Origin of the sequence: Cupriavidus pauculus (assembly GCF_003854935.1) — a bacterium.
In the GTDB taxonomy this organism is placed as follows: Bacteria; Pseudomonadota; Gammaproteobacteria; order Burkholderiales; family Burkholderiaceae; genus Cupriavidus; species Cupriavidus pauculus_C.
The window spans coordinates 1,008,201-1,033,381 of record NZ_CP033970.1; the positions used below are offsets into that span (position 1 = coordinate 1,008,201).

Here is a 25,181-nt window from a genome sequence, read left to right on the forward strand (position 1 = left end):
TGGCGTGCCACGGGCGGGAGAGGTGCCGCTCCCCTGCCGCCCCTGCGTGGCCGCAACGCTTGCTTGATGCGGGGCGCGCGGGCGCCCCTTGCCGCTATCGCTTGCCGCCGAGCGCGCCGGTCAGGCCGCCGACGAGTCCGCCCACCAGCCCCGTGACCGGGGCCAGCGGGCTGGCGGGCTTGGTGCCGCCCGTCGTCGGCGTGGTGCTGCCGCTGGTGGCCGGGGCGTTGCCGCCGGTCAGGCCGGCCACCAGCCCGGTGACCGGTGCGAGCGGGCTGGCGGTGCTGCCGCCCGCGCCGCCCGTGGCCCCCGACAGCGCACCGGTGGCGCCGTTGGCGATGCCGCTGACCAGGCCGGTCACCGGCGCCAGCGGGCTTGCCGTGCTGCCGCCCGTGGCGCTGGTCAGGCCGCTGGTGACCGTGTTGACCAGGCCCGTGACCGGGGCGAGCGGGCTGGCCGCGCCGCCAGTGGCACTGGTCAGGCCGCCGGTCAGTCCGGCCACGAGGCCGGTCACCGGCGCCAGCGGGCTGCCGGTGCTGCCCGCCGGGCCATTCACGACGCCGCCCACGGCGGCCACCGTGTTGCCGGTGCCCGTGACGATGCCGCCCACGCCGGAGACCACCGGCGTGTTGGTGCTGGTCAGTTGCGAGCCGGCCGTCGCCAGCGCGCCGCCCACGGTGGCAAGCAGGTTGTTGACCGGCTGGCCCAGGCCCGTGGCCGCGCCCAGCGATTGCGTGCTGCTGGTCAGCGTCGACGTCAGCGGCACGATGGCCTTGCTGACGCTCGACGTGAGCTGTTCGACCGGGCCCGTCGAGAGCGCGGTGCCCAGTTGCCCGCCAAGGTTGTTCACCGCGCCGCCCACCTGCGAGACCACGCCGCCCAGCGGCGTCGTGACCGCGCCCAGCGGCGCCAGCGGGCCGCTGCCCAGGCCAGTGACCGCGCTGCCGGCGCTGGTCACCGCGTTGCCAAGCTGGCTGACCACGCCGCCCGTGCTGGCCACCGTGGTGCCCACCGGGTTCGTGGCATTGGGCATGCTGCCCAGGCCGGATTGCACGCCGGTGCCCAGCGCGCCCACCGCGCCGCCGATCGACGTCACCACGCCGGCCAGCCCGTCCTTGGTCTGCACGGAGACGACCGGCACGTTGGCGTCCTTGATGGCCTCGCCCACGCCGGTGACGGTATCGGCCACGCCGCCGATAATGCCGCCCGCGTTGTTGACGATGGCGCCGGTTGGCGTCAGCGCGGGCGTGGTGCCGCCGTTGTTGCCGTCGTTCGGGTTGCCGCCGTTGGGCTGCCCGCCGTTGGGCTGGCCGCCGTTGCTGGCGGTGTCGGTGCCGCCGCCCGTGGTGGCGGTGCTGTTCGACCCGCCGGCGCCGCTGCTCCCACCCGCGCCGCTGGTGCCCATCGACGTCGAACCGCTGCCGCTGGCGCAGCCGCCCAGTGCCAGCAGGGACCCCAGCAATGCCGTGACGAAGCATTGCTTCGCCGAAAGTTGTGCCTTGCGCATGACCATTTCCTTTTTCAGATTTTCCCGACCAGGTTCACGGACACGCTGTGGATCGTCTCTGTTGCGATGCCTGTGGCGTGCCGCGTCTGCCATGGCTTGCGCAAGCGGTGTGCCAGTGGGTGGGCCACGTCGGCGGCGGACCCCGCGCAAGCAGGGGATGCCGCGCGCAAACGCGCGTGCCGCAAGGGTTTGCGGCCGATCGGTCAAACGCGCGCATGAAGCGGCCGGGCGCGGCGGGCCGCGTGTTTCGCGTTACGTGTTACGTAACGCACGGTGACGCGGAGGGAACGGCGCGGGGTGCGATGCCGCGCGCGTGGACGGGGCGGCCGGTGTCCGGTGTAACGGCCGGCGCGGGAACACGTTACGTAGCACGTAACACCGTGCGGCCATCGCGCCAACGCTTGCGGCCGGGGCCCGCCGCGTGCCCGAAAGCCTTGCCCGGCAACGGTCTCCGGCCGGGGCACAGGCACGCGGCGCGCCTGTATCGAACACGCGATTGAGCCTGGCATACCGCTTGCGCTTCCGGTCCGCAGCCACGACGCATCACCCAGCCGCCGAACGGGTCGCGGCGATATGCGCGGGAAGACAGCGGGCCACGCCCAGCACATCGAAAAGGAGATCAGGACATGCAAGCAACCAAGCCGACGCGCCCCTTGAACATGATGGCCATCGCCTGCGCGGCGATGGTGGCCCTGCTGGCCGGCTGCGCCTCGGGCGGGTCCAGTGGCGGCAGCCCCAGCCCCGCCACGCCGGGCACCCCGACCAATCCCGGCACCGACAACCCGCAGCCCACCGCGGCAACCACGCCCACGGGCAAGGTGGTGGAAGGCGCGGGCAACACCGTGGTGGCCACCGGCAACGCGGTGAGCCAGATCGGCCAGCAGATCAAGGACACGAACCTGCCGCTGGTGCCGACCAATGCGAAGAACGCCACCGGCGACGTGGTGATCGAGGCGGGCCAGACCGTGGCCACGCTAGGCACCGGCGTGCGCGACGGCCTGGGCCAGATCGGCGCGGTGGACAACCCCGTGGGCGTGACCGTGGCCAACACCGGCAACGTCGTCACGCAGGCGGGCGCCACGGTGGTCAGCGCGGGCGATCTCGTCAAGGCCGTCGGCACGGACCAGCTCTCGCCGCTGTCGGCCGTGACCAATCCTGCCGGCGGACTCGTGCAGACCGTGGGACAGGGCGTGATGACGTTGGGCGGCAAGCTGGGCGAGACGCTGTCCACGGGGCCCGTGGCGCAGCTCACCGGCAGCACCAGCAAGGTCATCGTGCCACTGACCACTCAGCTCACCAACGCCACGCAGACCGTGGGCGGCGCCACGGGGCTCGGCGTGCCCGTCGACAACCTGCTGACCAAGCTCGGCAATACCGTCGCCACGGCGGGCAGCATGATCGCCAACACCAACACGCCGATCGTCTCGCCGCTGGGCGGCGTGGTGAACCAGACCGGCCAGACCGTTGCGGTGGCCGGCGTGCTGCTGAACCACAACGGCGCCACGGGCGGCAATCCGCTCGGTGGACTGCTCAACAACCTGCCGCTGGGCGGCACGGGCGGCAGCACCGGCGGCAGCAGTCCGCTGGCACCGGTCACCGGCCTGCTGGGATCGGTGGGTGGCGCGGCGGGCGGCAGCACCGGCGGCAGCAATCCGCTGGCGCCGGTCACGGGCCTGCTGACCACGGTCACAAGCGGCCTGACCGGTGCCACGAGCGGCGCCGCATCGGGCGGGACCACCGCCAGTCCGCTTGCCCCCGTCACTGGCCTGCTGGGCGGGCTGACGCGCCACTGAGCTGCAAACCTTTATCGCGGACGACTCGGGATTTTCCCTGTCATCCGCGCCGGCTACTTTACGGTGCGCTGTCGTCCTTACCCCGCGCGGCGCATCCTTTTATTTCGTGCCGTGCGCCCGCCTGCAGCAATACGTGCAGGCTGCCGCACGGCACACCGCCTTTATTGCGCGCTCTTTAACAATTCGGCTCAGGGTCATCCCGAAGTCGGAAGGCGGGCCGACATTGTTTCAAACGTCTGTCCGCCTTTAAGCTGAAACAGCCATAGCTCGAACGGGGGGTATGGTTGAGACATGCGTTGTCTTATAAATGTTTGCACCAGCGGTTTCACACATAAAAAACGCCACGCGGGGCTTGCGCCCGGCACAGATGGCAGAGGAACAGGGGTCAGGTCGTACCGCTGGATATCCGTGCAGGGTAGACACTTTCGGGAGTGAGATCATGCAAAAGAAACTGGCGCGCCATGGCAAGACCCAACGGGGAGCCACTGCCATCGAATATGGCCTGATCGTGGGCCTCATCTCCATCGCCATCGCAGCCGGAGTCGGCTTGATGGGCACCAACCTCGGCGCCGGGTTCAATACCCTGGCCGGCCGCATCGCGGGCTGGTTCGCCCCCTGAGCGCCCGCGGATTCGCGCACACACACCATTTTTTGACCCATCCGGCTTCGGCCGGACGCACCTGAAGCAACCGGTTCAACGTGCTGGCAGTCATGCCAGCCGTGGCGGGCGCTCGCACGCCTGTCTGAAGCAGTGGCGGAAGTGGTAGCGGTAGGCACTGGCCGCAGGCACTGAAGGACGGCCAGGCAAGAACGGTAAGAGTGGTTCCAAGTCGCGCATCAACGCAGTACGCCCACCGGGCACGCCGCTAGCCGGGCGCCGCGCAGCAATGCCGGCGCCTGGGGCGCGGTGTCGTGTGTCGCCAATGCAAGACGAATCGGGTGAAGCATGGCTTTACGGGGGAACGCGAACCAGCGGCGCGCGCGTGGCGTGGCCGCGGTGGAGTTTGCGCTGGTGTTTCCGCTGCTGTTGGCAGTGGTGCTGGGCATCGTCTACTACGGCGTGGTGCTGGCACTGCAGCAGGTACTGACGCTCGCCGCCCAGGAGGGTGCGCGGGCTGCCTTGCGTTATCCGCTCGCCGTCAACGGCGGCACGCTGGCCGATACGCTCGACCTGCGCGTGAGCGCCGCCAACCTGGCCGCGCGCAACACGCTGCCGGAGGCCATTGCCGCACAGATCGGTGACGGCGCCGTGGCCCAGCCCGTGGCCTGTACCGCCCCGGCCGGCACGCAATGCGTGCAGGTCACGCTGAACCTTCCCACCCGCGCGCTCCTGCCGGTCATCCCGCTGGTCCCCGTGCCCGGCACGCTGACCGGCGCCGCCGTCGTGCAGCTTTCTCCCGATCTCTGAGGCCACATGAGCAGCAAACAGATAAGGATCCTTGCCATCGTGCTGCTGGTACTGGCCGCGCTGCTGGCGGTCATGGCGTGGCAGGTGGCGCGCACGCAGTCGGTCGCCATTCCGCATGCCAAGGCCAGGCCGGCCCACGCCGTGGTGGTCACCACGCGCGCCGTGGAAGCGGGCAAGCCGCTGACGGCTGATGCGCTGGCGGTCATGGAGCTGCCGATCGACCCGGCCGGCGCCTACCAGGACGCCGCGCGCGTGGTGGGGCAGGTGCCGGTGGTCAACCTGGGCGCCAACGTGCCCGTGCTCGAAGGCCAGTTGCTGTCCGGGCTGGCACGGCAGATTCCCGATGGCGAACGCGCGCTGGCCGTGGCCGTGGACGAGGTGATCGGCGTGGGCCACCAGGTGCAGCCCGGCGATTTCGTCGACGTGTTCGTGACGCTGCGCCGCGACAGCCAGGAGATTGGCGAAAGCCAGAGCCGCCTGCTGCTGTCTCACCTGCGCGTGCTGGCCTACGGCAGCGGCAGCGTCAGCGATACCCGCAAGGTGCAGGCCGAGCAGATGATGGCGCGCCGCGAGGGCGCCAAGACGGCGGTGTTGTCGGTGCCGGTGGACCAGGTGGGCAAGCTGGCGATGGCGCAGCAGGCCGGCCGGCTGGTGCTGGCGCTGCGCAACCCGGCCGATCCGTCGATGCCCAGCGACGGCATGTATGCCGAACCGCCGGCCGTGCTGCCGGCGCGCGCCGGCGTGCCGGCCGAGGCCCAGCGGTCGCCGGTGGACCGCGCCGCCGCCGGCATCAGCCTGGTCGGACTAGCCGGCCCGAATGCCGCGCCGACCCCGCGCACCACGGCGCAGCCGCCCCGCCCGCTGCCGGCACCGGTGCCGGCGGCCCCGGCCACGCGGCGCGAGCCCCAGGACAACCCCGTCGGCGTGGAAGTGATCCGCGCCGGCAAGCGAGCGATCGAATAACGGACAACAGGGCATGCCCAAACCCATGACAGCCCGAGGCAATACCGGCCGGATCGGCCGGCGCGTGGTCACCATCGCCCTGCTGGCGATGACGTCGATACCGATGACGGCGCCCCACCCGGTGGCGGCCCAGGAGAACACGGCGGCGGTCCCGTCGCCAGGCGCCGCGCGCACGTTGCGCCTGATGGCCGGCGCGCAACAGGAGATCCGCCCCGGCCAGCCGCTGGAGCGCGTGGCCGTGGGCAACCCGGCCGTGGCCGATGCGCTGCTGCTCAAGGCGCGCAGCGGCCCGCCGACCGTGCTGGTGGTGGCCAGGAAGCCCGGCGTGACCGACGTGATGCTTTGGACCCGCAACGCGGCGCCGGTCACGTACACGGTGCAGGTGGATGCCGTGTCGCCCGATGCCGGCGGCGCCAGCGTGGACCTGTCGGCGGTGGGCGCCGCCATTCGTGGCGAATCGCCCGACGCTGCGGCCGCCGCCCGCACGCAGCAGGCCGCGCGCGCCGCGGTGGCCGGGCCGGACGGCAAGGGCGGCGTGGTGGTCGACCGCTCCGTGGTGCCGGTATCGAACACGGTGCAGGTGGACGTGAAGGTCGTGGAGATCAGCAAGACCATCCTGAAGGAGGTGGGCTTCAACTTCATCAAGAGCAGCGGCGGCTTCACGTTCGGCCAGTTCAGCCCCACGTCGCTGACCAAGACCACGATCGGCCCGCAGCCCAGCTTCGAGGGCACGTTGCCGATCGGCAGCGCGTTCAACCTGGTGGCCGCGTGGGCCAAGGAGGGCATCTTCGCCAACCTGAGCCTGCTGGAGGCCAACGGGCTGGTGCGCGTGCTGGCGGAGCCGAGCCTGGTGGCGCTGTCCGGCCAGAGCGCGAGCTTTCTGGCGGGCGGCGAGATCCCGATCCCGGTGCCGCAGGCGCTGGGCACGACGACCATCCAGTTCAAGCCGTTCGGCATCGGGCTGACGGTGTCGCCCACGGTGGTGTCGAAAGAGCGCATCGCGCTGAAGGTGGCCCCCGAGGCCAGCGACCTCGACCCGTCGCGCGGCATCAGCATCAACGGCGCGTCGGTGCCCGCCATCGTCACGCGGCGCGCGGACACCACGGTGGAGCTGGGCGACGGCGAGAGCTTCGTGATCGGCGGGCTGGTCAGCCGCAACACGGTCAGCAACGTGAGCAAGGTGCCGTTCCTGGGCGATTTGCCGATCCTGGGCAGCTTCTTCAAGAACCTCAATTTCCACCAGGAGGACCGCGAGCTGATGATCGTGGTCACGCCACACCTGGTCAAGCCGCTGGCCCGCGATTCGCAGGTGGCGGCGAACGTGGCCAAGGACGGCCGCACGACCGCCAGCCCCAACGTCTGGGGCCGCTTCGTGCTGGGCGAATACGCAGACCCGACGCTGCCCGGCTTTTCGCGGTAGCGCAGATGGAGCGAATCACACCGATGGATGCCTTCCTGCTGAATACCCCGCGAGAAGACGTGCGGCTCTGGCTGGAGCAGGCGCTCGACGGCGCCGGCACGCTGGTGACCGAGGAAGGCGCGCAGGAAGCCTTTGTCGAGCAGATCTCGGAGCTGCGTCCGGGACTGGTCTTTCTCGACTTCTCGGCGTCGCAGGCGCAGGCGTCGGCCCGGCTGGCCGAGCAGGTGGCGCGGCTGTTCCCGCAGTTGCCGCTGGTGGCCGTGGGCCACGCGGGAGATTCCGACGCGATGCTGGCCGCGCTGCGCGCCGGCGTGCGCGATTTCATCGACCTGCGCGGCGCGCCGTCGCAGGCCACCCATGCCGTGCGCCGCCTGATGGTGCCGCGTGCGCAGGTGCGCGCCGTGACGCCCGCGCACCGGCATGGCCGCATCGTCGCGCTGCTCGGCGCGCGCGCCGGCGTGGGCGTGACCAGCGTGGCGGTCAACCTGGCCGCGGCGGTGCGCCAGCGCGCCAGCGCCGAGGTACTGCTGCTGGACCTGGGCCTGCCCGCGCGCGACGGCGCGCTGCACATGAACATCGCGCCCGAATTCCACTTTGTCGAGGCCGTGCGCAACCTGCGCCGCTTCGACCAGGTGTTCGTCGATACCGCGCTGGCGCGCCATGCCAACGGCGTGTCGGTGCTGCCGCTGCCGGCCACGCTGTCCGAACTGCGCGACGTGTCGTTCTCCGAGGCGCTGGCGCTGCTGGACCGCCTGCGCGCGTTCTTCGACCTCCAGGTGATCGACCTGGGCGGCTTCTCGAACGCCGAGTTCATGTCGCAGATCGTCAAGGCCGCCGACGCCGTGGTGATGGTGGCCGAGCAGAGCGTGGGCGCCATCGTCTCGGCCGCCGAGCTGCTGCACGAGCTGAAGAAACGCGAGATCGAGCGGCCAGACCTGCACCTGCTGGTGTCGCGCTTCGACGACGCGCTGGGCGTGGACGCCGCGCAGATGGCCGAGCGCATCGGCGTGGCGTCGGTCGATACGCTGCCGGAGCGGCGCGCGGCGCTGGTGCAGGCGGCCAACCGTGGCGTGGTGCTGGCCGACGACGCGCCGGCGGACCCGTACGTGCGCGCGCTGGGCGCGCTGATGGACCGGCTGGGCTACCGCGCGGGCCAGGCGCCCGAGCGCGGCATCCTGGCCCGGATCAAGCAAAAGCTGCCCGAGACGCTGCGTGTCGCGCGCACCGCGCGGGCGGGGAACTGACATGACCGAAGCGATCGAATTCTCGGACAACACCGCCGCGCCGTTTCCTGTGTCGCAGGAATTCCACAAGATCAAGGAAGCGGCGCACGAGCACCTGCTCACGCGCATCGAGGAGCTGGGCGCCGAGTTCGGCCGCTGGTCGCGCTCCGCCATCCAGCGCTTTGTCGACCTGGAGCTCGAAAGCTTCACGCGGCTGCGCCGCATCCCGATCAACGAGGCCGAGCTGCACCAGATCTCCGAGGCGCTGACCAAGGAGCTGGCCGGCTTTGGCCCGATCGAGGACCTGCTGCACGACGTGGCCGTGGAGGACATCCTGGTGAACGGACACATGGACGTCTACGTGTCGCGCCACGGCGTGCTGGAGCGGATTCCGGTGCGGTTTGCCGACAACGGCCACCTGCTGCGCATCGTGCGGCGCATCCTGGCGCCCATCGGCCGCCGGCTCGACGAATCGAACCCGATGGTGGACGCGCGGCTGCCCGACGGCGGCCGCATCAACGTGATCATCCCGCCGCTGGCGCTGGCCGGCCCCGTGGTGTCGATCCGCAAATTCCGCAAGGACCCGCTGACGCCGGCCGACCTGCAGGCGCTGGGCACCATGAGCCCCGAGATCACCGAGCTGCTGGAGGCGGCGGTGCGGGCGCGCTGCAACATCCTGGTCAGCGGCGGCACCAGTTCGGGCAAGACGTCGCTGCTCAACGCGCTGGCCACGTTCATCCCGCCCACCGAGCGCGTGATCACCATCGAGGACACGGCCGAGCTGGCGCTGAACCACCCGCACGTGGTGCGGCTGGAAAGCCGGCCCGGCGGGTTCGAGGGCACCGGCACGGTCACCATCCGCGACCTGCTGCGCAACAGCCTGCGGATGCGGCCGGACCGCATCATCGTGGGCGAGGTGCGCGGCGGCGAGGTGCTGGAGATGCTGCAGGCCATGAGCACCGGCCATGACGGCTCGATGGGCACGATCCACGCCAGCAGCCCGCGCGAATGCCTGTACCGGCTGGAGATGCTGGCCGGCTTTGCCGGCTTCCAGGGCAGCGAGGTGAGCCTGCGCCGGCAGATTGCCAACGCGGTGGACTTCATCGTGCAGATCGGGCGGCTGTCGAACGGCCGGCGGCGCATCCTGTCGATCACCGAGGTCACCGGGCTGGGCGACAACATCATCGCCACGCAGGAGCTGTATCGCCACGAGCCGGTGCCCAACCCCGACGGCACCGAAGGCGACCGCTGGCAGGCGCTGGGCATCCTGCCCCATTCGCCCAAGCTCGCGCGCATGCGCCCGGCCAACTTCGGACTGGACGATCGCTTTGATCTCTAGCGCCAGCCTTCTCGTCGCCGCGATGGCCCTGGTGCTGCTGGGCCTGGGTCTGCTGCTGCTGGCCACGGCCCGGGGGCGCGCCCAGGCCGAGCTGTCGCGCGCGCACCTGGCCGCGCAGACCGAGCAGGTGCGCGCCCGCTACGCCACGGCGGCCGAGCCCGGCCCGCAGGGCAACGTGCGCGACCTGCGCCGCCGCTGGGCGGACCTGATGCGGCGCGCGGACATCGCGCCCACGCGCGGCACGTGGCTGCGCTGGGGCATGCCGCTGCTGTGCCTGGTGCTGGCGGGCGCGGCAGCCGGCGGCGCGCTCGGGGCGGTGGCGATGCTTGCGGTGGGCGTGGCGCTGGCCGCGTTCCTGCTGTGGCTGCGTATCGGCCGCGTACGCGACAGGATGCTGCGGCAGCTGCCCGGCTTTCTCGATGGCGTGGTGCGGCTGATGACCATCGGCAGCAGCGTGCCGGCCGCGTTCCAGAATTCGGTGGCCAACACCGAGCCGCCGCTGCGCCAGTGCCTGGTGCAGGCCATCCACCTGCAACGGGCCGGCAAGGAACTCGACCAGGCCGTGCTGCAGATGGGCCGCGCGTACCGGCTGGACGAGCTGGTCATCGTGTCGTCGGTGCTGCGGCTGTCGCAGCGCTACGGCGGCCGCGCCGACGTGGTGATGGAGCGCACCGCCACCTTCATGCGCGACCGCGAGGAAGCCCAGCGCGAGCTGCTGGCGCTGTCCGCCGAGACGCGGCTGTCGGCCTGGGTGCTGGGCCTGCTGCCGCTGGTGGTGGCGGGCGGGCTGTTCGTGCTGAACGCCGGCTACGTGATGCTGATGTGGAAGGACCCCACGGGCCGCAACCTGCTGCTGGGCGCGGCCGTGCTGGAAGTGGTGGGCGTGCTGATGCTGTACCGGCTGGCCAAGTCGATCTAGGGGCGCGCCATGCAGATGCCAGCCACCACCCTGATCTCCGCCAGCCTGATGGCCGCGGCCGTGGCGCTGCTGATGCTGGCGTGGCCGCTGCTGCGGCAGTGGCGCCAGCGGCGCGTGGCCGCGCGGACGATCGACGCCGCGCTGGAACGGCAGGCCGCCGCGCAGCCGCATCCCGCCGGCCAGCCCCCGGGCCAGCCGGCGGCGCCGGCCACGCCGCAGATGTCGGCACGTGCCGCCGCGGCCGCCGCCGCGCTGGCGCAGGCCGCGCCCCAGCCCGCCGAGGACGCCGCGCGCAAGCCGGCCGCCACGGGGCTGGGCGCGCGGCTGGGCGATGCTTTTGGCGAGCGCTTCAACCAGCGCTGGCTCGCATCGCGGCTCGGGCGCGCCGTGGTGACGGCCGAGGAACAGCGGCTGCTGGAGCAGTGCGGCTACTACGGCGTGCAGCCGCGCGCGGTCTTTGGCGGCGTGCGGCTGGTGGTGCCGGCGGTGCTGGCGGCTGGCGTGCTGCTGTGGCGCATCGACGGGCCGATGGCGGCCACGTTTGCGTGGACCTTCGCCACGTTCGCGCTGGCCTTCCTGCTGGCCAAGCTGATCCTGCGCCGGTGGGCCGGCAGCCGGCAGCGCCAGGTGGCCGAGGAATTGCCGGTGCTGATCGACATGCTGCGGCTGCTGCAGGGCGTGGGCCTGTCGATGGACCAGAGCCTGCAGGTCATCGTCACCGAATTCGGCACGATGCTGCGCGTGCTGGGGCCCGAGCTGCAGCGCGCGAACCAGCAGTTCGCGTCCGGCCGCTCGCGCGAGCAGACGCTGCAGCGCATCGGCAAGCTGTTCGACGACGAGGACCTGAAGAGCCTGATCACGCTGCTGACGCAGGTGGACAAGCACGGCGGCGCCGTGCAGGAGCCGCTGCGCCAGTTTGGCGAGCGGCTGCAGGTGGCGCGCAAGGCGCGCATGAAGGACAAGATCGGCCGGCTGACGGTCAAGATGACCGGCGTGATGGTGGTGAGCCTGCTGCCGGTGCTGCTGATCCTGACGGCCGGGCCCGGCTTTCTGGGCGTGATCCGGATGCTGGCCCGCATGAACGGAGGAACCTAGATGACGATGACATCGCGTGGCCTGTGGGCCGGCGCGCTGGTGGCGGCCGGCGCGCTGCTGGGCGGCTGCGCCAGCGTGCCCGGCAGCGCCGAGGCCATGGCGCGGCAGGCCGACGCCCAGATCGAGCTGGCGAAGCTGCAGGAAAAGACCGCGCGCGCCGAATATAACGACCAGAACGTCTACCTGGGCCTGATCGGCAAGATGCAGCAGGAAGGCATGTACTACGCGTCGCTGGCCCATATCGACGCCTTCCAGCAGCGCTTTGGCGCCACGCCCGCGCTGCAGGTGCTGCGCGCCGACGCGCTGCGCGAGACCGGCCAGGACGACGCGGCGCTGCAGGCGTACCGCGATCTGCTGAACACCGACCGCGCGGCCCGCGCGCAGCATGGCATCGGCCTGGTGCTGGGCCGGCAGGGCGATTTCATCCGCGCCGCCGTGGCGCTGCGCCAGGCGGCCACGCTGGACCCGGTCAACCCGCAGATCGCCAACGACCTGGGCTACGCGCTGATGCGCGGCGGCGCGCTGCAGGACGCGCGCGTGCCGGTGATGCAGGCGCTGGAGCTGGACGCCAACAACCCGCGCGCGATCAGCAACGCGGTGGTGTGGATGCTCGCCACCGGCAAGCGCACCGAAGCCACCGCGATGATGCAGCGCGCCGCCATGCCCGAGCCCACGCGCGCGGCCATCCGCAAGGAAGCGGACCGCGTGGCCCGCGCGGCCCAGTTGCGCGACAAGGCCGCGCCGCGCGGCAATCCGCAGACCACGATCCACCCGGCGTCCACGCAAGCCGTGGCGCTCAACGCAGGAGCCCGGCCATGAAGCGCGTTTGCCATGCCGTGATTGCCACGGCCATTGCCACCGTTTGCGTGCCCGCCCTGGCCCAGCAGCCGCCCGCGCCCGAGGCCGCGCGCGCCGCCGAGGTGCCGGTGGGCGATACCACGCGCACGCTGCTGGAGATCCAGCGCAGCGGCGCGCAGGCCGGGCCGATGCTGCCGCTGACCGGCGACCAGGCCGCGCTGGGCTACGCGCGCTACATGCGCAGCTTCACGCATCCGCTGCCAGAGTTCTTCACCACGATGGCCACCGGCAGCCCGTTGCGCGGCGGCGCGGGCAGCCAGCCCATGACCGGGCAGTAGGCACCGGCCATGCGCGCGCGAGCCGGCCCTTCGCGTCAACGCGGCGCCATCAGCGTGATGGTCGCCGTGCTGATCGCCACCGTCGCCATCGGCGCGCTGGTGTCGATCGACGTCGGCTTCGTGTTCTATACGCAGCGGCAATTGCAGAAATCGGTGGACCTGGCCGCGCTGTCGGGCGCCCAGCAACTGAAGCGGGCCGACGATCTGCCCACGACCACGGCCAATGTGCTGGCGTCGGTCACGGCGGCGGCCAGCCAGAACGGCTACGGTCAGCCCGTGGCGGCCAACTGCGCGGACATGGCGCCAGGCGGCGCCGACGGCATGCGTGCCTGCCTGGGCCTGTGGGACCCGGCCGATCCCGGCAATGGCGACGCGGTGCGGCACTTCAGCGCCGGCTACAACAGCGCGGTGGTCTCGCCCAACGCGGTGCGCGTGCAGGCCACGCGCACGGTGCCGCTGCTGTTCGTGCTGCCGGGCGGGCAGTCGCGGCAACTGCGCGCCGAGGCCATCGCGGCCGGCAGCCCACCCGTGGCGGCGTTCGCGGTCGGCAGCGGGCTGCTGGACCTCGACCGCGCCAGCGGTGTGCTCGGGCTGCTGCTGGGCAACATCGTGAGTCTTTCAGTGGCCGACTGGACCGGGCTGGCCAGTACCACGGTGACGCTGGACAAGCTCAAGCTCCAGCTCGGTGCCGGCACGGTCCAGCAACTGCTCGACACGCAACTGTCGATCCAGGATTTCTACGCGCTGGTGCTCAACGCGGCCGGTCGGCAGGCGCTGCTGGGCGCCGCGCTGGGCAGCCCCACCACGCAGCTCGGGCTCAACGGTATCGGCACGCGCTTCACGCTGGGCCAGATGCTGGACCTGGGCGTGCTGACGCCGGCTGCGTCGTCGGCGGCCGAGGTGGGGCTCAACGTGGCGTCGCTGCTGACCACGGCCGCCTATGTGGCGCGCGGCACCGATGCCGTGGCGCTGAACGTGCCGAACCTGAACCTCAACACGGGGCTGGTCAACGTCTCGGCGGTGGCGGCGCTGACCGTCATCGAACCGCCGCAGGTGGCCGTGGGCCCGGCGCGCCAGTTGGCGGACGGCCGCTGGCGCACCACGGCCAGCACCGCGCAACTGGGCGTGCGGGTGGCCGCGCAGGCGTCGGTCAACCTGGGGCTGGCATCGGCCCAGGTAGACCTGCCGGTGCTGCTGCGCGCCGCCACGGCCCGCGCGGACCTGACCGGCGTGCAATGCGCGGCCGCGCGGGCGCAGCGCCGGGCCACGCTCAATGTTTCGTCCGAACTGGTCAACGCCTGCCTGTCGACCGATGGACGCACCTGCCGCGGCAGCGGCGCGCCGCCGTTCCAGATCGCGCGGGTGAGCGGGCTGGGCCTGGGGCTGGCCAGCATCACCGCGCAGCCGGTGACGCCCGCGCGGCAGCGGCAGTCGGGCACCGACGTCGTACTGGCGCCCGAAGGGCACGCGCGCCTGTCGTTCACGTCCACGGCCGTCGACCAGGCGATCAGCGGGCTGCTCAACAACCTCAATCCGAGCCTCAACGTGCTGGGCGGCGATGCCAAGGTCGACGAACTGCTGAACCTGCTGGCCCCGCCGCTGAGCAGCCTGGTCGGCACGCTGGCCGGCTGGCTGCTGACCACGCTGGGCATCAACATCGCCAATGCCGATGTCTGGCTCAACGGCATCGACTGCAACAACGCAGAACTTGTGTATTGAACGAACATGAAAGCAGAGCGCTGGGCCTACGAGAGCCTTGAAGTCTATGTGTGGGAAGGCCAGTACGAGATTGCCGACCGCGTGGCGCGCTTTCTGGCGCCGCTGGGCGCCGAGGTGATCCGCGCCGGCGCGCTGGACGCGCTGCCCGGCGAGGCGCGCGTCAAGCCGTGCATCGCCGTGATCAGCGCGTCGGCCATCGGCTCGGCCAAGTTCACGCTGGACTGGGAGGCCGCGCACGGCATGCCCGTGATCTGGGTGGGCGCGCCGGACCGCGACAACGACCCGGGCCGCTTTCCGCCCGAGTACGCGCATATCCTGCCGCACGACTTCAACGGGGCCGACCTGCGCAACCAGATCGCCAAGCTGGTGCCGCAACTGCTGGCCGCCGCCGAGGCGCGGCCCGACGTGGCGGACCTGGTGGCCGAGTCCCCGGCCATGCTGGAGCTGATGGAGCAGGTGGACACGTTTGCCGGCTTCGACAGCAACGTGATGCTGTACGGCGAGACCGGCGCGGGCAAGGAACGCATCGCGCGGCTGTTCCACGATCGCAACGCCCAGTACGGCAAGGGCCCGTTCGTGGCCGTGAACTGCGGGGCGATCCCCGACGGGCTGTTCGAGTCGCAGTTCTTCGGCCATGCCAAGGGCGCGTTCACGGGGGCCATGTTCGCGCACCGGGGCTTCTTCGAGCAGGCCACGGGCGGCACGCTGTTCCTGGACGAGATTGGCGACCTGCCGCTGTTCCAGCAGGTCAAGCTGCTGCGCGTGCTGGAGGAAAACGCGCTGACGCGGCTGGGGTCGACGATGGCCGTCAAGCTGGACTTCCGGCTGGTGGCGGCCACCAACAAGGACCTGCGCGAGGCGGTGCGGGAGGGGCGCTTTCGTGCCGACCTGTACTTCCGGCTGGCCGTGATCGAGCTGCGCATCCCGAGCCTGGAGGAGCGCGGCGCCGGCGACAAGGTGGGCCTGCTGCAATCGTTCCTGCGCCACATGATGGGCGCGGCCACGTACGACGCGCTGCCGCCGATGCCCGACTGGCTAAAGGGCGCCGTGGGCACCGCGTACTTCGTCGGCAACGTGCGCGAGCTGCGCAACCTGGCCGAGCGTGTGGGCATCACGGTGCGCCAGTGCGGCGGGTGGGACGAGGAGCGCATCCGCCCGCTGTTCCGCGGCCTGCGCCCCGGCGCGTTCGACGGCACGGAGCGCAGCGACCCGCGCGGCGACGCCGAGGAACGGCGCCGCATCATCGCCGCGCTCGATGCCAATGGCTGGCGGCGCCAGGATACGGCGGCGTGCCTGGGCATCAGCCGCAAGGTGCTCTGGGAGAAGATGCGCAAGTTCCAGATCGCCGACAGCGAAGCGGAGCCGGTCTGAGCGCCGGGCGCCGCCGCGCGGGCGTTATGATGCGGGACCGCGCGGCCCGGCCGTGCTCCCTGCGCCACCGCGCCGAAGGATCCGAATTGCGTTTTCTCCACACCGCCGACTGGCATCTGGGTCGGCTCTTCCATGCCCGCAGCCTGATCGAGGACCAGGCGCACGTGCTCGACCAGTTCGTGGCGCTGGTGCGCGACGTGCGGCCCGATGCCGTGTTGATTGCCGGCGACGTGTACGACCGTGCGGTGCCGCCGCCCGAGGCGGTGTCGCTGCTGGACGACGTGCTGGCGCGCATCGTGGTGGAAGCCGGCGTGCCGGTGGTGATGATTGCGGGCAACCACGACAGCGCGCAGCGGCTGGACTTCGGCGCGCGGCTGCTGTCGGCGCGCGGGCTGCACGTGGCCGGCCGCACCGGCCCCGCCGCGTCGTCGGTGACGCTGCGCGACGCCCACGGCGACGTGCGGATCTACGCGCTGCCGTACGCGGAGCCGGCGACCGTGCGTGACGCGCTGGGCATCGACCTGGGCTCGCACGAGGCCGCGCTGGGCGCGCAGCTCGATGCGATCCGCGCCAGCCATCCGGCGGGCGTGCGCGCCGTGGCGGTGGGCCATGCGTTCGTGGTGGGCGGGGCGGTCAGCGAGTCGGAGCGGCCGCTGTCGGTGGGCGGCAGCGGCGCGGTGGCCGCCGACCTGTTCCACGGCTTCGATTTCGTCGCGCTGGGGCACCTGCACCGGCCGCAGACCATCGGCGGGCGCATCCACTACGCGGGGTCGCTGCTCAAGTATTCGCTGTCGGAAGCCGATCACCACAAGACCGTGTCACTGGTGGAACTGGACCAGAACGGCGGCGTGCGCATCGAAGCCATCGCGCTGCAGCCGCGGCGGGACCTGCGCATCCTGACCGGCGAACTGGCGCACCTGGTGCAGGCCGGCGCCGCCGACCCGCGCCGCGACGACTACGTGTATGCCGTGCTGACCGATGCCGGCGCGCTGCTGGACCCGATGGCGCGGCTGCGCGAGGCGTACCCGAACGCGCTGGCGATCGAGCGGGCCGTGCTGGCGCGCAGCGGTCAGGCCGGCGAGAGCGGCCGCCGCATGCGCGAGCTGGACACCGGCACGCTGTTCGCGCATTTCTTCCGCGAGGTCGCTGACGCGGACCTGGACGGCGACCAGCGCCGCGCGCTCGACCATCTACTGGCTGGCATGGAGGCTTCGGAAAGGGAATCGGCATGAAACCGCTGTACCTGAAGTTGCAGGCGTTCGGCCCGTTTGCCGCCACGGAGACCATCGATTTCACGCGGCTCGGGGACCAGGCGTTCTTCCTGATCCACGGCCCGACCGGCGCGGGCAAGACCACGCTGCTCGACGCCATCTGCTTTGCGCTCTATGGCGACACGTCGGGCGGCGAGCGCACCGCGCAGGACATGCGCAGCGCCAACGCCGACCCCGCGCTGCGCACCGAGGTGACGCTGGAATTCGGCCTGGGGCCGATGCACTACCGCGTGACGCGCTCGCCCACGCAGGACCGGCCGAGCCAGCGCGCAGCCGGCGGCTTCGTCAAGGAGGCCGCCAAGGCGCAGCTGGACGTGCTGCTGGACGATCAGTGGAAGAGCCACGCGAGCCAGCCGAACCGCGTTAGCGACGCCGTGCGCGACCTGCTGGGCTTCGACAGCGCCCAGTTCCGGCAGGTCATCGTGCTGCCGCAGGGGCGCTTTCGCGAACTGCTGACCGCCGATTCCCGCGCGCGCCAGGGCATTCTGGAGCGGCTGTTCCACACCGAGCTGTACCGGCGTGTGGAAGAGCAGCTCAAGGAGCAGGCCGCCAGCATCCGCCGCGAGGCCGAGGACATCGCCGTGCGCCGCAAGGCGCTGCTGGACCAGCACCAGATGGCGTCGGTGGAGGCGCTGGGCGCGCGCATCGACGACTTGCAGGGCACGCTCACCGAGTTGCAGCGCCGCGAGGATGTGGCGCGCGCGACCAGCGAGGCCGCCCAGGCGTCGCTGCGCAAGGGCGAACTCGAAAACACCCAGATCAAGGCGTGGCAGGAGGCCGAAGGCGCCCACGCGGTGCTGGCCGCCCGGGCCGCAGGCGTCGATGCCGACCGCGCGCGGCTGCTGGCGGCGCGACGCGCGGCACAGGTCACGCCGGCCGTGCAGCACCTGCAGGCGGCGCGGCAGGACCAGGCCGCCGCCCGGGCCGCCCAGGCCCAGGCCGAGGCATCGGCCGCGCGGGCCGGGCAGCAGGCCGAAGCCGCCGCGCGCGCGCTGCGTGCCGAGCTGTCGCGCCATGACGCCCGCACCGCCGCGCAACGCACCGTGGCCACGCTCGAACACCTGTTGCCGCAGGCCCGCAAGCTCGGTGTGCTGCGCAACGCAGTGGCACAGGCCGGCACCGCGCTGGCGATGGCGCAGTCGGTCTGCACGCAGCGGATCGAAGCGTTCGGGGCCGCCGCCGCCACGCTGAAGACGTGCGAAACCCAGTTCGAACAGGCGCGCCACGACGCGGCCGGGCTGCAGGCGCTGGAACTGCAACTGGCGCAGGCGCGCGAACGTGCCGCGCGCGTGGCCCGGTATCGGCAACGTGAAGCCGAACTGGCGCCGCTGCGCGCCGCGCTGGCCACGCACGAGGCGGCCCGCCGCAGCGCCGCCGACGCGCGCGACGCGGCGCGCGCCGCCGTGCGGCAGGCCGAGGTGGACTGGCGCCACGGCCAGGCCGCGCGGCTGGCCGGCAGCCTGAAGCGGGGCGAGGCATGTCCGGTCTGCGGCGGCAAGGACCATCCCGCACTGGCCCAGCAGACGCTGGCGCTGGTCAGCGACGACGACCTGGATGCCGCGCGGCTGGCCTTGCAACGCGACGAGGACCGCCTGGCGCAGGCCACGGCCGCCTGCCAGGACGCCGGGGCGAAGGTGGCGCAGTGCGAGGCGCGGCTGGCGGACCTGGCCGAGGCGGCCGGCGATGTCTCGGCCGCCGGCGCGCAGGCGCTGGACACGCAGATCGCCGAACTGGCGCAGGCGGTGGCACGCGCCGCACAGGCCGCGCAGCGCGCGGCGACGCTGGGCGAGCAACTGGCCCAGGCCCGCACCGCGCGCGAGGCGGCCGAGGCGGCGGCGCAGGCGGCCGACGTGGCCGTGCGCACCGCCACGCAGGAGCACGCGCGGCTGGACGGCGAATGGCAGGCCCACTGCGCGCAGGTGCCCGAGGCATCGCGCGACCCCGACGCGATGACCGTGGCGATCGAGGCGGCGCGCCGCGAATCGGGCGCGCTGGAAGCGGCCTTGCAGGCCGCGCAGGGTGCCGAGCGCGATGCGGTGGCGTTGCAGGCGGCCACGGCGGCCGCGCTGGCATCGGCGCGCGACAACGCCACGCAGGCCGACGCCCGCATGCAGGAGCGCGAGGCCGCGCTGGCAGCGGCCATGGCAGCGGCCGGGTTCGACGACGACGCGGCCTACGCCGCCGCCTTCCTGCCCGAGGCCGAGATGGCCGCGCTGGACGACGCGATCCGCGCGTTCGACGTGGAGATTGCCCGGGCGGCCGAATGGCGCGCCCGCACGGCCGCGCTTGCCCAGGCGCTGCCATTGCCCGACCTGCCGGCGCTGCTGGCCGCGCGCGACGAGGCGGCGGTGCGGCTGGAAAACGCGATCCGCCAGCGCAGCGAGGTGGCGGCCGCGCGCGATGCGCTGCTGCAATGCAAGGGCCAGGTGGAATCGCTGGCCGCCGAGGGCCGCGAGGTGGAAACGCGCTACGCGGTGCTGGGGCGGCTGTCGGAAGTGGCCAACGGCAACAATCCGCGCCGCATGACGTTCCAGCGCTTTGTGCTGGCCACGCTGCTGGACGAGGTGCTGGAGGCGGCGTCGCTGCGGCTGCTGCGCATGAGCCGGGGCCGCTACGCGCTGCAGCGCGTGCGCGAGCAGGGCGACCAGCGCATGGCCGGCGGGCTGGACCTGGAGGTGTTCGACCACGATACCGGGGTCACGCGGCCGGCCAATACGCTGTCGGGCGGCGAGGGCTTCCTGGCGTCGCTGTCGCTGGCGCTGGGGCTGGCCGACGTGGTGCAGTCGCGCGCCGGCGGCATCCAGCTCGACACGCTGTTCGTCGACGAAGGCTTCGGCACGCTCGATCCGGAGAGCCTGGACTTCGCCATCCGCACGCTGCTGGACCTGCAGCAGACCGGGCGGCTGGTGGGCATCATTTCGCATGTGGCGGAGTTGCGCGAGCGCATCGACGTGCGGCTCGAAGTGCGCCCCGGCGTGGCCGGCAGCCAGGCGGTGCTGCGCCTGCCCTGATTGCTGCGCTGCAAAACGTCCCGTGTCCGATTATCGCCCTCGTCGCGCCAACCCTTATTGCGGGACGCGGGCGGGGGCGGTAACCTTTGTTCATTCTGCGAATTGGAGTTCGTATAGCGAACAGTGCTGTACGATCGCTGTACGATAGCTCCACGGTTTGATCGCGGACCTTTCACATAGGCCGCCGCAAGACGGCTCATCAAGACAACTGCAAGATTGTTGGACCCTGTCCTGGAAATCCTCGGGACGCCCGTTCGCGCAGCCTGCCCGGAGACGACTTTGCGTGCCGCCCATCTTGCGGCCAGCTCCGGTGCGACGCCGGACCCTTCCGTACTGGAACGCAAGTGATCAACAAGCTATATGACTCGGTGGAAGCGGCGGTGGCCGGCATCCACGATGGCGCCACGATCCTGATCGGCGGCTTTGGCCTGGCGGGCATGCCTGCCGAACTGATCGACGCGCTGATCGCCCAGGGCGCGCGCGACCTGACCATCGTCAACAACAACGCCGGCAACGGCGACACCGGCCTGGCCGCGCTGCTGAAGACCAAGCGCGTGCGCAAGATCATTTGCTCGTTCCCGCGCCAGGTGGATTCGTACGTGTTCGATTCGCTCTACCATGCGGGCGAGATCGAGCTGGAACTGGTGCCGCAGGGCAACCTGGCCGAGCGCATCCGCGCCGCCGGTGCCGGCATCGGCGGGTTCTTCACGCGCACGGCCTACGGCACCCCGTTGGCCGAAGGCAAGGAAACGCGCATCATCGACGGCCAGGGCTACGTGTTCGAGGGCCCGATCCATGCCGACTTTGCGCTGATCAAGGCCGACACGGCCGACCGCTGGGGCAACCTGACCTACCGCAAGACGGCCCGCAACTTCGGCCCGATCATGGCGATGGCCGCCAAGTGCGCCATCGTGCAGGTCAGCAACGTCGTGGAACTGGGCGAGATGGACCCCGAGCACATCGTCACGCCGGGCCTGTTCGTCAAGCGCGTGGTCAAGGTCGGCGGCGCCGCCGCCAAGGCCGCCTGAGCGCAGAAGGAGATAGAGACATGCAACGCCTGACCCGCGACCAGATGGCCGCCCGCGTGGCCAAAGACATTCCGGAAGGTGCCGTGGTGAACCTCGGCATCGGCCTGCCCACCCTGGTCGGCAACCACCTGCCGGCCGACCGCGAGATCCTGCTGCACAGCGAGAACGGCCTGCTCGGCATGGGCCCCGCGCCCGCGGCCGGCCAGGAAGATGGCGACCTGATCAACGCCGGCAAGCAGCCGGTGACGATCAAGGCCGGCGGCTCGTACTTCCACCATGCCGATTCGTTCGCGATGATGCGCGGCGGCCACCTGGACTTCTGCGTGCTGGGTGCCTTCCAGGTGTCCGAGCGCGGCGACCTGGCCAACTGGCACACCGGCGCGCCCGGCGCCATCCCCGCCGTGGGCGGCGCGATGGACCTGGCAATCGGCGCCAAGCAGGTGTTCGTGATGATGGAACACCAGACCAAGCAGGGCGAGAGCAAGATCGTGCCCGAGTGCACCTACCCGCTGACCGGCATCGGCTGCGTGACCCGCATCTACACGGACCTGGCGACCATCGACGTGACGCCGGACGGCCTGGTGGCGCGCGACCTGGTCGACGGCCTGTCGTTCGACGAACTGCAACGCCTGACCGGCGTGCCCCTGAAGCAGGCCGTAGCCGCCTGATATCCACCCCAGACGAGTGAGACAGAACATGAGCGACGCATTCATCGTTGACGCCATCCGCACCCCCATCGGCCGTTACGGCGGCAGCCTGTCGGCCGTGCGCGCGGACGACCTGGGCGCGGTGCCCCTGAAGGCCCTGATGGCCCGCAATGCCAACCTGGACTGGAAGGCCATCGACGACGTGATCTTCGGCAACGCCAACCAGGCGGGCGAAGACAACCGCAACGTGGCGCGCATGTCGCTGCTGCTGGCCGGGCTGCCGCAGGAAGTGCCGGGCGCGACGATCAACCGCCTGTGCGGCTCGGGCATGGACGCCACCGGCACGGCCGCGCGGGCGATCAAGTCGGGCGAAGCCAACCTGATGATCTCGGGCGGCGTGGAAAGCATGAGCCGCGCCCCGTTCGTGATGGGCAAGGCCACGTCGGCGTTCTCGCGCCAGGCCGAGATCTTCGACACCACCATCGGCTGGCGCTTTATCAACCCGGCCATGCGTGCCGCGTACGGCGTGGATTCGATGCCGGAGACGGCCGAGAACGTGGCCACCGACTACAAGATCAGCCGCGAGGACCAGGACCTGATGGCGCTGCGCAGCCAGGAAAAGGCGTCGCGGGCCCAGGCCGACGGCACGCTGGCGCAGGAAATCACCGCGGTCACCATCGCCCAGAAGAAGGGCGACCCGATCGTGGTGGACCGTGACGAGCACCCGCGCGCCACGAGCATGGAAGCGCTGGCCAAGCTGCGCGGCGTGGTGCGCCCGGACGGCACCGTGACGGCGGGCAATGCGTCGGGCGTGAATGACGGCGCCTGCGCGCTGCTGCTGGCAAGCGAGGCGGGCCTGAAGCAGCACGGCCTGAAGCCGCGCGCCCGCATCGTCGGCATGGCCACGGCCGGCGTGGCGCCGCGCGTGATGGGCATCGGCCCGGCACCGGCCACGCAGAAGCTGATGAAGCAACTGGGCATGTCGCTGGACCAGATCGACGTGATCGAACTGAACGAGGCGTTCGCGGCGCAGGGCCTGGCCGTGCTGCGCGAACTGGGCGTGGCCGACGACGACAAGCGCGTGAACCCGAACGGCGGCGCCATCGCCCTGGGCCACCCGCTGGGCATGAGCGGCGCGCGCCTGGTGACCACCGCCCTGTACCAGCTCGAACGCACCAACGGCCGCTTTGCGCTGTGCACGATGTGCATCGGCGTGGGCCAGGGCATCGCGATGGTGATCGAGCGGGTTTGAGGTAATTGGGGGTCTTGAGCTGGCCCTGAGACCACTCAACTTCCCCTCGCTTCCTGCCGTTAACCCGGATGGGAAGTCCAGGTAGTGTCTCTTCCCCAACGAGGTAGAGCATTGCGGCCAGGCCGACGGGCTCGCCGGTCCGGCCGCATCTTTTTTGACTGACCCGGCGCCCTGGGCGGCCGGTGCGGAGTATCGAGATGTCCCTTCCCGTTGCCACGCTTGTGACTGGCGCCAGTTCCGGTATCGGCCGTGCCATTGCCGAGATGCTGCTCGCCGACGGCGTGACCCGTGTGATCAATGTCGACTATGCAGCGCCGACGTGGTCGCACCCCAACATGACCTTCTTCCAGGCCGACCTGACCGATGCCGACGCCACGCGCGCGGTGGGCGAGCAGGTGACCGCGCAGTTCGCGGTGACGCGGCTCGTGAACAACGCCGGCGCCACGCGGCCCGGCACGGCCGACACGGCCACGGCGGCCGATCTGGACTATGTCGTGGGCCTGACGCTGCAGGCCACGATGCTGCTGACCCAGGCCTGCCTGCCCGCGATGCGCGCGGCCGGCTTTGGACGTATCGTCAACATGGCCTCGCGCGCGGCGCTGGGCAAGCCCGAGCGCGTGGTGTATTCCGCGGCCAAGGCCGGGCTGGTTGGCATGACCCGAACGCTGGCGATGGAGCTGGGCGGCGACGGTATCACCGTCAACGCCGTGGCACCGGGTCCCATCGCCACCGAGCTGTTCCGACGGAGCAATCCGGAGGGCAGCGAACAGACACGGCGCATCCTGGCAAGCATCGCCGTGAAGAGAATGGGAACGCCGGAAGATGTGGCGCGTGCCTCGCTGTTCTTCCTCGCCCCCGAGAATGGTTTCGTGACGGGACAGGTGCTGTACGTCTGCGGCGGAACCACGCTGGGGGTGGCGCCCGTATAAGTTGCCCGCCCCGAGGCACGGGGTGGAATAGCGATACACAAGCATTGCGCCCGCGGCGGGGCCGCCGGGCGTGCATCAAACTCCTGGAGCACAAGATGAGCATCATCAACCAAACCTCGAAGGCGCGCAGACGCCTGCTGGCCGCTGGCGTGGCCATGGCCGCCGGCTTTGCCGTCATGACGGGCGCGCAGGCGCAGGGCAACTATCCGACCAAGCCGATCACGATGATCGTGCCGTTCTCGGCCGGTGGCACCACCGACATCCTGGCGCGTATCGTCAGCCTGCAACTGGGCAAGGCGCTGGGCCAGTCCGTGGTGGTGGACAACCGTCCGGGCGCCGGCGGCAACATCGGCGCGTCGCTGGCCGCCAAGGCCCCGGCCGACGGCTACACGCTGTTCATGGGCACCATCGGCACGCACGCGATCAACCAGTCGCTGTACTCGAAGCTGCCGTTCGACCCGGTCAAGGATTTCGCGCCGATCACGCGCGTGGCCATGGTGCCGAACATCGTCGTGGTGAACCCGAAGGTGCCGGTCCACAACATCAAGGAACTGATCGCCTACGTGAAGGCGAACCCGGACAAGCTTTCGTACGGTTCGTCGGGCAGCGGTTCGTCGATGCACCTGTCGGGCGAGCTGTTCAACTCGATGACCGGTCTGCACATCCAGCACATTCCGTACAAGGGCAGCGCCCCGGCCGTGAATGACCTGCTGGGCAACCAGATCGGCCTGATGTTCGACAACCTGCCGTCGTCGTACCCGCATGTGAAGGCTGGCAAGCTGCGCGCGCTGGCCGTGACGTCGGGCAAGCGCTCGCCGGCGCTGCCGGACGTGCCGACCGTGGCCGAAGCCGGCGTGCCGGGCTATGAAGCCACGTCGTGGTTCGCGCTGTACGCCACCGGCGGCACGCCGCAGCCGATCGTCGACCGCCTGAACGCCGAAGTGGTCAAGATCCTGGCCATGCCGGAAGTGAAGAAGCAGATGGCCGAGCAGGGCGCCGAAGCCAACCCCGAGAAGCCGGCCCAGCTGGCCGCGTTCATGAAGTCCGAGGCCGCCAAGTGGGCCAAGGTCGTGAAGGCGTCGGGCGCGACGGTGGACTGATCGCTCCCGCGTAGCTTGCTGTACTGAAACGGCCGCCGGGTGCCTTGCCC

General features: G+C 71.1%; 21 protein-coding genes. 20 read left to right on the forward strand and 1 reads right to left on the reverse strand.

The genetic code is table 11. The features are described from left to right. Positions 1 to 94 precede the first annotated feature (94 nt). Positions 95 to 1,507: a collagen-like triple helix repeat-containing protein gene (locus tag EHF44_RS22600; RefSeq protein WP_124685925.1), complete on the reverse strand. Its 1,413-nt coding sequence runs from the start codon at positions 1,505 to 1,507 to the stop codon at positions 95 to 97. 626 nt (positions 1,508 to 2,133) lie between these two features. Between EHF44_RS22600 and EHF44_RS22605 the strand changes: the two genes are divergently transcribed. The 20 genes from EHF44_RS22605 (at position 2,134) to EHF44_RS22700 (ending at position 25,131) form a co-directional block, all read left to right on the forward strand. Further along, entirely contained in the window at positions 2,134 to 3,300 is a 1,167-nt protein-coding gene (locus tag EHF44_RS22605) for a collagen-like triple helix repeat-containing protein (RefSeq protein WP_124685926.1), read from the forward strand. A gap of 439 nt (positions 3,301 to 3,739) precedes the next feature. Next, the gene (locus EHF44_RS22610; protein ID WP_124685927.1) at positions 3,740 to 3,919 is read left to right on the forward strand and encodes a Flp family type IVb pilin; all 180 of its coding nucleotides are present in this window, start codon (positions 3,740 to 3,742) and stop codon (positions 3,917 to 3,919) included. Positions 3,920 to 4,246: 327 nt separating this feature from the next. Next, on the forward strand, positions 4,247 to 4,708 hold the full coding sequence (locus EHF44_RS22615; protein ID WP_124685928.1) for a TadE/TadG family type IV pilus assembly protein: 462 nt from the start codon (positions 4,247 to 4,249) through the stop codon (positions 4,706 to 4,708). Between the two features lie 6 nt (positions 4,709 to 4,714). Next, on the forward strand, positions 4,715 to 5,671 hold the full coding sequence (gene cpaB, locus EHF44_RS22620; protein ID WP_124685929.1) for a Flp pilus assembly protein CpaB: 957 nt from the start codon (positions 4,715 to 4,717) through the stop codon (positions 5,669 to 5,671). Between the two features lie 13 nt (positions 5,672 to 5,684). After that, positions 5,685 to 7,091: a type II and III secretion system protein family protein gene (locus tag EHF44_RS22625; protein ID WP_253700173.1), complete on the forward strand. Its 1,407-nt coding sequence runs from the start codon at positions 5,685 to 5,687 to the stop codon at positions 7,089 to 7,091. Positions 7,092 to 7,114: 23 nt separating this feature from the next. Further along, positions 7,115 to 8,335, forward strand: coding sequence for a response regulator (locus tag EHF44_RS22630; RefSeq protein WP_124686737.1), 1,221 nt, complete (start codon positions 7,115 to 7,117; stop codon positions 8,333 to 8,335). Between the two features lies 1 nt (position 8,336). Then, positions 8,337 to 9,653, forward strand: a complete 1,317-nt coding sequence (locus EHF44_RS22635; protein WP_124685930.1) for a CpaF family protein — start codon at positions 8,337 to 8,339, stop codon at positions 9,651 to 9,653. After that, positions 9,646 to 10,572: a type II secretion system F family protein gene (locus tag EHF44_RS22640; protein ID WP_124686738.1), complete on the forward strand. Its 927-nt coding sequence runs from the start codon at positions 9,646 to 9,648 to the stop codon at positions 10,570 to 10,572. The genes EHF44_RS22635 and EHF44_RS22640 overlap by 8 nt, the downstream gene beginning before the upstream one ends. 15 nt (positions 10,573 to 10,587) lie before the next feature. Then, complete coding sequence (locus EHF44_RS22645) at positions 10,588 to 11,667, forward strand: type II secretion system F family protein (protein ID WP_124685931.1); 1,080 nt, start codon at positions 10,588 to 10,590, stop codon at positions 11,665 to 11,667. Next, positions 11,668 to 12,486, forward strand: coding sequence for a tetratricopeptide repeat protein (locus tag EHF44_RS22650; RefSeq protein ID WP_253700175.1), 819 nt, complete (start codon positions 11,668 to 11,670; stop codon positions 12,484 to 12,486). It begins immediately after the preceding gene. Beyond that, positions 12,483 to 12,803: a DUF3613 domain-containing protein gene (locus EHF44_RS22655; protein ID WP_124685932.1), complete on the forward strand. Its 321-nt coding sequence runs from the start codon at positions 12,483 to 12,485 to the stop codon at positions 12,801 to 12,803. The genes EHF44_RS22650 and EHF44_RS22655 overlap by 4 nt, the downstream gene beginning before the upstream one ends. 9 nt (positions 12,804 to 12,812) lie before the next feature. After that, positions 12,813 to 14,522 carry a TadG family pilus assembly protein gene (locus EHF44_RS22660; RefSeq protein WP_253700177.1) on the forward strand — a complete coding sequence of 570 codons (1,710 nt, stop codon included), beginning with the start codon at positions 12,813 to 12,815 and terminating at the stop codon, positions 14,520 to 14,522. Between the two features lie 6 nt (positions 14,523 to 14,528). Further along, the gene (locus tag EHF44_RS22665; RefSeq protein ID WP_124685933.1) at positions 14,529 to 15,893 is read left to right on the forward strand and encodes a sigma 54-interacting transcriptional regulator; all 1,365 of its coding nucleotides are present in this window, start codon (positions 14,529 to 14,531) and stop codon (positions 15,891 to 15,893) included. Positions 15,894 to 15,979: 86 nt separating this feature from the next. Then, positions 15,980 to 17,125 carry an exonuclease SbcCD subunit D gene (locus tag EHF44_RS22670; protein WP_124685934.1) on the forward strand — a complete coding sequence of 382 codons (1,146 nt, stop codon included), beginning with the start codon at positions 15,980 to 15,982 and terminating at the stop codon, positions 17,123 to 17,125. Continuing rightward, the gene (locus EHF44_RS22675) at positions 17,122 to 20,175 is read left to right on the forward strand and encodes an AAA family ATPase (protein WP_124685935.1); all 3,054 of its coding nucleotides are present in this window, start codon (positions 17,122 to 17,124) and stop codon (positions 20,173 to 20,175) included. The genes EHF44_RS22670 and EHF44_RS22675 overlap by 4 nt, the downstream gene beginning before the upstream one ends. Positions 20,176 to 20,519: 344 nt before the next feature. Continuing rightward, the gene (locus tag EHF44_RS22680; RefSeq protein ID WP_124685936.1) at positions 20,520 to 21,203 is read left to right on the forward strand and encodes a 3-oxoacid CoA-transferase subunit A; all 684 of its coding nucleotides are present in this window, start codon (positions 20,520 to 20,522) and stop codon (positions 21,201 to 21,203) included. A 20-nt stretch (positions 21,204 to 21,223) separates the two neighbouring features. Further along, complete coding sequence (locus EHF44_RS22685) at positions 21,224 to 21,871, forward strand: 3-oxoacid CoA-transferase subunit B (RefSeq protein ID WP_124685937.1); 648 nt, start codon at positions 21,224 to 21,226, stop codon at positions 21,869 to 21,871. 28 nt (positions 21,872 to 21,899) lie between these two features. After that, positions 21,900 to 23,102: a 3-oxoadipyl-CoA thiolase gene (gene pcaF, locus EHF44_RS22690; RefSeq protein ID WP_124685938.1), complete on the forward strand. Its 1,203-nt coding sequence runs from the start codon at positions 21,900 to 21,902 to the stop codon at positions 23,100 to 23,102. Positions 23,103 to 23,299: 197 nt separating this feature from the next. Next, the gene (locus EHF44_RS22695) at positions 23,300 to 24,031 is read left to right on the forward strand and encodes an SDR family NAD(P)-dependent oxidoreductase (RefSeq protein WP_124685939.1); all 732 of its coding nucleotides are present in this window, start codon (positions 23,300 to 23,302) and stop codon (positions 24,029 to 24,031) included. Between the two features lie 95 nt (positions 24,032 to 24,126). Next, complete coding sequence (locus EHF44_RS22700; protein WP_124685940.1) at positions 24,127 to 25,131, forward strand: Bug family tripartite tricarboxylate transporter substrate binding protein; 1,005 nt, start codon at positions 24,127 to 24,129, stop codon at positions 25,129 to 25,131. Positions 25,132 to 25,181 lie beyond the last annotated feature (50 nt).